Annotated in this window: 6 protein-coding genes, 1 tRNA gene and 1 pseudogene; 5 read left to right on the top strand and 3 right to left on the bottom strand. The window is 43.5% G+C overall.

What is annotated here, in order from left to right; genetic code table 11:
- Positions 1–203: pseudogene (locus tag EWV60_RS22100) on the top strand (hypothetical protein); the annotation flags it as partial.
- Positions 204–262: 59 nt separating this feature from the next.
- Positions 263–1,375, top strand: a complete 1,113-nt coding sequence (locus EWV60_RS22095) for a hypothetical protein (RefSeq protein WP_002776369.1) — start codon at positions 263–265, stop codon at positions 1,373–1,375.
- A gap of 192 nt (positions 1,376–1,567) precedes the next feature.
- Here EWV60_RS22095 and EWV60_RS22090 read toward each other — a convergent pair whose 3' ends face one another.
- The 3 genes from EWV60_RS22090 to speB form a co-directional block, all read right to left on the bottom strand.
- Positions 1,568–2,617, bottom strand: a complete 1,050-nt coding sequence (locus EWV60_RS22090) for a Rieske 2Fe-2S domain-containing protein (protein WP_002735996.1) — start codon at positions 2,615–2,617, stop codon at positions 1,568–1,570.
- A gap of 80 nt (positions 2,618–2,697) precedes the next feature.
- Positions 2,698–2,771 (bottom strand) — tRNA-Val (locus EWV60_RS22085).
- A gap of 46 nt (positions 2,772–2,817) precedes the next feature.
- Positions 2,818–3,717 carry an agmatinase gene (gene speB, locus EWV60_RS22080; RefSeq protein WP_287234783.1) on the bottom strand — a complete coding sequence of 300 codons (900 nt, stop codon included), beginning with the start codon at positions 3,715–3,717 and terminating at the stop codon, positions 2,818–2,820.
- 624 nt (positions 3,718–4,341) lie between these two features.
- On the opposite strand from speB, the gene EWV60_RS22075 reads away from it, so the two are divergent.
- The 3 genes from EWV60_RS22075 (at position 4,342) to EWV60_RS22065 (ending at position 6,182) form a co-directional block, all read left to right on the top strand.
- Positions 4,342–5,178 (top strand): lysozyme, encoded by an 837-nt coding sequence (locus EWV60_RS22075; protein WP_002750346.1) that lies wholly within the window; start codon positions 4,342–4,344, stop codon positions 5,176–5,178.
- Between the two features lie 529 nt (positions 5,179–5,707).
- On the top strand, positions 5,708–5,971 hold the full coding sequence (locus EWV60_RS22070; RefSeq protein WP_002799510.1) for a DUF433 domain-containing protein: 264 nt from the start codon (positions 5,708–5,710) through the stop codon (positions 5,969–5,971).
- On the top strand, positions 5,955–6,182 hold the full coding sequence (locus EWV60_RS22065) for a DUF5615 family PIN-like protein (RefSeq protein WP_287234780.1): 228 nt from the start codon (positions 5,955–5,957) through the stop codon (positions 6,180–6,182). Before EWV60_RS22070 ends, EWV60_RS22065 begins: the two co-directional genes overlap by 17 nt.
- The last annotated feature ends 148 nt before the right edge of the window (positions 6,183–6,330 follow it).

Genomic DNA, 6,330 nt, shown 5'->3' with positions numbered 1-6,330 from the left:
GACGTAAATATGGTGGCTCTACCACAAGACATGGGTTCCGTAAAGGAGATTTAGTTTCTTCTCCCAAAGGAATTGGTTATGTTAGTGGAGATACCGAAAAACAGCTATCTGTAAGCGATGCCAATGGTCAACGATTGGGACAGATGGCTGTTAGCAAGATTCAGTTAATTAGTCGTTCTAACGGTTTAATTGTTTCTCACTAACTTGTATAAAGCCGCCCTCCGTTATCGCTAAAGGGCGGGGTTTCAGACCCAATTTTTCGATGAACTCCAGGCCAGATTCACAGGAAAATATTGAGCCACCTCAGTATAGTGAAAAAACTAACCGTATTCAGGCAATCAGTCAACTGATTAAGGCGATCACCCCGTTAATTTGGGCTATAGTTGTTCTAGTGGTTATCGTGCCTCTTTTAGGGAAAATTTGGCTAGGAACTGCCAGCAATGAACCGTTAAAAACTAAGGTTGCTACCGAAACTAACCTAGAGATTCCCATCACTATACCCCAAAAATCTAACAGTAAAATTGATCGAGAAATTAGCCAAGCTTTACAGACAGCGAGAGCCAATTCTCAAAACTTCGCCCTAGGAGAAATTGAGGGATGGGTGGAGGAGTTGATGACACGAGTAGATCAGGGTTTTTTGCCTTGGTATTTTAACTATTTCAATCAAAAACAATTTGAGGGTAAGGCCTTTTTAAGCGGATTATACTCCTCGATCGCTCACTGGGTCAATACAGATAATCCACCCTCGGAACAGGTGGTGGCAGAAAATTTGACCAAAACTATTCAAACCGAGTTTACTAAACGGGTAATTCGTCCCCAAGAAGCACAATTACGTCTAGAGAGAATTACTAGGGATGCTGTTAATTTATATGTCAATAATTTAAGCAATGAGTTAGAGAATATTCAGGCCAGTTATCAAATTCCCCAAGGTAAATGGGATCGTTATCTTAGCGATATAGCCATAACAATTCAAGATACCGAGGGCAATATTTCTAACACATCAATTAAACTTTTAGTCGGTGGTGCCACTGCTTTGGGAGTTAAATCTCTCATCCCAGTGGTGAAAGTGGGCAGCACAGTTTATTTGTCCCTAGCGGGAAAAACGGGGGCGAAAATTGCCACTAAAACCGGTGGAGCAGTAGCGAGTAGTTTTGGCGCAGAATTAATCGATCCAATCGTGGGAATTGGTTTGATAGTTTGGGATTTATGGGACTATCAGCACACGGTAAACATTGAAAAACCGATTCTGCGGGATGCCATTTTTAATTATTTACAAGAAGTCAAATATGATCTAGTCAATAATCATCAAGGTAGCGTCCTTTCCTCTATTTATCAAATTGAAACCAGTGTCAATAAATCCCTAGGCAGAACCTAAATAAAATCATCTAAGTAGGTAGGCATTAAAAATTATCATATATCCCCCTTATCAAGGGGGGACCCCCGCCTTCGGCTTCCCCCCTTATCAAGGGGGATCCCCCCGCCTTCGGCTTCCCCCCTTATCAAGGGGGGCTAGGGGGGATCGAACCTAAAATCCATTTTTAATTTAATTATAACCAGCTACTTAATTCTAACTGCGCCACCGTAAAATTTGTGCTTTAATGGGGTTGACAAAATCCCGCTTTTCTGCTTGAGATTTTTCGTATTCTTGTTTGAGGCGATAATACCATTTAGCCTGGGTATCGGCATCATCAATTAACATCAAAGCTGGATGATAACTAAGTCCTTCCTGTTGTTTAATTACCACATCGCGATCCTGTTTGAGGAATTGTAGAGTTAAATAACGCAAAAGAGGGGTTAAAAATGCCAACCAAGGAATCGTATAGTATAAACTTTGATGGACTTCGCAGTGATTTTCATCGATGGGAGTAATTGCCGTAAAAGCACAGGCCAAATAGCGATCGCCTCGTAGTATTTCTGTACGCACCGAGGGCAATTCAAAAACGATTTCAATCGATACTTTATTACCCAAAATTTTATAGGGTTTCGCACTTACAGGCATATCATAGGGAGCAAGACGAAAACCGAGGGGAACAGGTTCGTATTGTTTTTCCTTGACCCGAAATTTGCGCGGACCGCTGCGCCACCACCAAGAAGTATGAACGTAGGGACCGTGGGCCGGATCCATCAATCCCACCACTGCATGGTCAATATTGCAGTCAAAAGTGATAGTTTCGGCTATTTTGGGGGTAAGTTTGCCAAAATCGGCAATAGTCGGCACAGGGGGCAGATTTTCTCGATTAATTTCTCTTTTTGAGTCTGCCGGAATAAACACCCAGATATGACCTTGTATTTCACGACAGGGATAACTGGTGACACAAATTCTGCTAATATCAAGGCGATCGTGTTCCGTTAATGAGGGAATCTCAGAACAAACGCCATCGCTAGTGTTAAATTTCCAGCCATGATAGCAACAGTACACCCCATCCCCTTCAATCCAACCATGGTGCAGCGGAATGCCACGATGGGGGCAAATATCCCGCAATGCGAACACTTCTCCATCCTCTCTCCTGCCGACAACAATCGGTTCACCTAGCATTTTTTTGGCCATTAGCTGACCGGGTTTAAGTTTATTTGCCGGTGTGGCCACATACCAAAAGTCGCGCAGTAAGCTAGTCATAGGGTTTGTCTGGAGAGCTTCGATCGTTCATCCTATCATCAGAGATGAAGGTTATGATCGGGACTAGGGCAGATAATTTATGGACGTAACTGGATTCGAACCAGTGACCCCATCGATGTCAACGATGTACTCTAACCAACTGAGCTATACGTCCGCACGGATCGCTATTATAACACGATTGCTCCTAATTAGGCAAGCCCCTAGAAAGTAAATTGATAGCCAATTAACTTATAAATTAACTTGGCAGTGGTAAATTCCGAGACCACCGAATCACTAATCGGGGCCAATTCCATCACATCGCAGCCAATCACCTGATGGGTTTGGAAAAGACGACGGAGAAAGTTTAGGGTTTGATGCCAACTTAACCCCCCCGGTTCCGGTGTTCCCACCCCCGGAATTAAAGCCGGATCTATGCCATCCACGTCTATGGTTAAAAATATCTTCTCGGTGGTAATTTTGGCGATCGCTTTTTCGATCCAATCGGGATCCCCGGCGATATCTCGATCCCAAATCACGGAAATCTGCTGTTTAGCGATTAATTCCGCTTCTTCCCGACAAATAGCCCGAATTCCCACGGGTAAGGTCGGTAAACCCATTTCTAACACCCGACGCATCACACAGGCGTGGTTATGGTGCGATCCTTCGTACTCAAAACGCATATCGCCATGGGCATCAATTTGAACCACCGTAAAGGGTTCCGATAAAGCTTGTCGATAAGCTTGTACTACTCCCGTAGTGATAGCGTGTTCACCCCCGACGGCGACGACAAATTTATCATCGGCAATTAAACGAGAAACTGTAGCTGTGGTGACGGCTAACATCTCCTCGGCGGACAATTGCGGTTGCTGACGGGTATCGGCGATCGCATCATGGGTATAGATGCCCACTTCTAAACAGGTTTCCCTCTTAAGTTCCTCATCATAGGCTTCCAATTGTTGGGAAGCGGTAATCACCGCCGCCGGTCCAGTTTCACAACCCTTGCGATAGGTGGTGGTGGCCTCGTAGGGAATCGGCAGGATCACGGCCTTAGCTGTGGCGTAAGTGGCGATCGCTTCACTCCCTAAAAATTGTTCGCTACCGGTGGCGCAAGACAATAACATGGGCAAGTCACAGAAAATTTTAGTCCAATCTTCTATTATAAATATTTTGACTATTTTTGTCTATCTCAACTGACTCCAAACGTATCTACTACAATGGCAGAAAACCCTTATCCATCAATGGATACATCCCTCGATTTCTCGCTCAAGATTGGTTTGCTGCGCAAAAATAAATTCAGAACGATTTTGCGCCGTTTCAGCGATCACTAAAATTGTTAAGAATTGTACAACCCTCTTGTTATAAGGCTTTTTATGTCATGAAACCTTAAAATGAGAATTGCTGTGGAAATATAGCCATCAGTTAGGCTGCTTCATACTGCTGTAACAAAAAACAATTATCCCCCGATAGCGATCGCTATCGGGGGATAATTATCAATTTTTGTCAAGAGGTGCGATTAGATATAGGAATCATCGCTAGAATGAGCCTAATTGTCAGGAATTTAGTTAAGTTAAACAAGGTTTTTGGCAAGATGCTAATCTGGCTAACACGCTTTTGGGCGTGATATAGGGAAGACTTCTGGCGATTGCGCCTAAATGGGGTGATATACGGAAAGTTGACCCATATCGTTACGATGCAGAGTTTTATAGAGAAAGTTTCCGTTTTTGACCTTTATTAAGGAGAGCTAAATGTCCGAAGTAACTATTCAAGGGCTTGATAGAAGTGATCTCAATGAGGTGGAGAATCATGCTCTAGATATACTGCTTAACCTCCCGTTAGCTAATTTCAATCAGATTAAGCAAAGGCTAGAACTGGATGTCCCAGGAGTAGTAGGGCGAACTACTTTAGATAAGTTCATTGCCTTCTGCCAGCAAAAAGGTTTGGACTTATCTGAAGCTGGTGTAAATGCCTTCAAAGCTGCTAACGGTCTTGGTAATACTGGTCTCCTTCGAGGTGTGATTGGTCCTCAAACGGCAGGTATTTACTTTGATGTTCTGATGTCCGTAGCTCCTCCACCCAGTGGAGGAAGAAGGATTAACGATGCAGGACTGGAACTTGTAAAAGAATTTGAAGGTTTACATAGCCGAACCTTCCGATCGGGTCCGCGTCGAGGTCAGCTTGTGCCTAATGGCGGTGTAACAGCTTATTTCGATCCTGTAAGAGTGCCAACAATAGGCTGGGGGAATATAGACTCAGTAACAGCTAGGGACGTTGACGTTAAAGTTATTACTCTCCTTGAGGCAGAGAATCTGCTGAGGTCTGATTTAGCGAGTGCTGAAGATGCGGTGAGTGATCTAATCACAGTTCCTCTAAATGACAATGAGTTTTCTGCTTTAGTCAGTTTTACCTTCAACCTTGGTGCAGGTGCACTTCAAGACTCGACTTTACGTAAACGTTTAAATCGAGGGGACAATCGTGTAAGTATTGCCAATGATGAATTTAGAAAATGGGTGCTGGCTGGTGGCAGAGAATTGCCAGGTCTTGTTCGGAGAAGAAAAGCTGAACGAGATTTGTTCTTGAGCTAAATACAACAGGGAGCATCTCATTTATGCAAGTGAGTAATTATACTTATCCATAAAACTGGTTTCTAGCAAGGCTTTCAAAATAGCTTGACATAAAAACCTGATTTAGGGGTTACAAAGGTGAGATGCTCCCAATACAACAACTCTAAATTCACTGATGAGGAGAAGTGCGATCGCCGATCTTGTAGGGTGCGTTCCCTAATGCAACTTCTACCGCTCCACAGATCGATTTTTGGGGAACGCACCATGCACATTGATTGAAGTTGTAAGTCTAGGCGTTGCAGAATCAAGGTATGATACTAAATCCGTTGAGTACAGGCTAGTTATGAGGAGAGGCAAAAGGCAAGAGGCAAAAGGCAAAGGGGAATAAATAATCAGTTTTTAATAACCAGATTTAGTATGAATGCCAACTGTGCATCGTATCCAAAAGTTAGTTTGGGTCTAGCGGCAAGATGTAGGCAGAGTAGTCAAGTGAAGTGTCCCATGCCTGAGCCTCACCTTGTATAGAGCCGACAAATGACTTTAGGATACAATGACTGTAAAAGCTAGTAGCCAGTTGGATATATTTGTTATGGCATTAATATCCCGTGTTGTTCACAGTGATCCCGACATTCTAGGGGGAACCCCTGTTTTTGTAGGAACTCGTGTGCCGATGAGAACCCTACTTGATTATCTTGAGGCTGGTGATTCATTAGAGGTATTTCTAGACCATTTTCCCAGTGTCAGTCGAGAACAGGCGATCTCAGCCCTTGAATTAGCAAAGGAAATGTTGACAGCCTATGCGAATCCTGCTTGATGAATGCGCCCCACGCCCGTTAAAGCGTGAGCTTGCCGATTACGAGGTATGCACAGTTGTTGAGATGGGATGGTCAGGGAAAAAGAACGGTGAGTTGCTGAGGCTGATGATTCAGGAGGGTTTCACGATTCTCCTCACTACAGATCAAAATTTGCGTTATCAGCAAAATTTACAGCAAGCTGGAGTGGCAGTTATCGAAAATTTGGGTTAAAACCCCGTCCTTTTAGGACGGCTTTAAGCTACAATGGAAAAAGCGATAACCAAGCTAAAAACTGAACCTTGACAACAGATAGTAGGGGGTTTTGTTCAGAAAAGAATTCAAATTCGGCCTTGAACGAGTAAAACTTTCTAGGAAATAA

This window comes from Microcystis sp. Msp_OC_L_20101000_S702 (assembly GCF_007095705.1).
GTDB classification, from domain to species: Bacteria; Cyanobacteriota; Cyanobacteriia; order Cyanobacteriales; family Microcystaceae; genus Microcystis; species Microcystis ichthyoblabe_A.
Note: the sequence above shows the minus strand (reverse complement) of the source record. Positions and strands in the feature narration are given on the sequence as shown.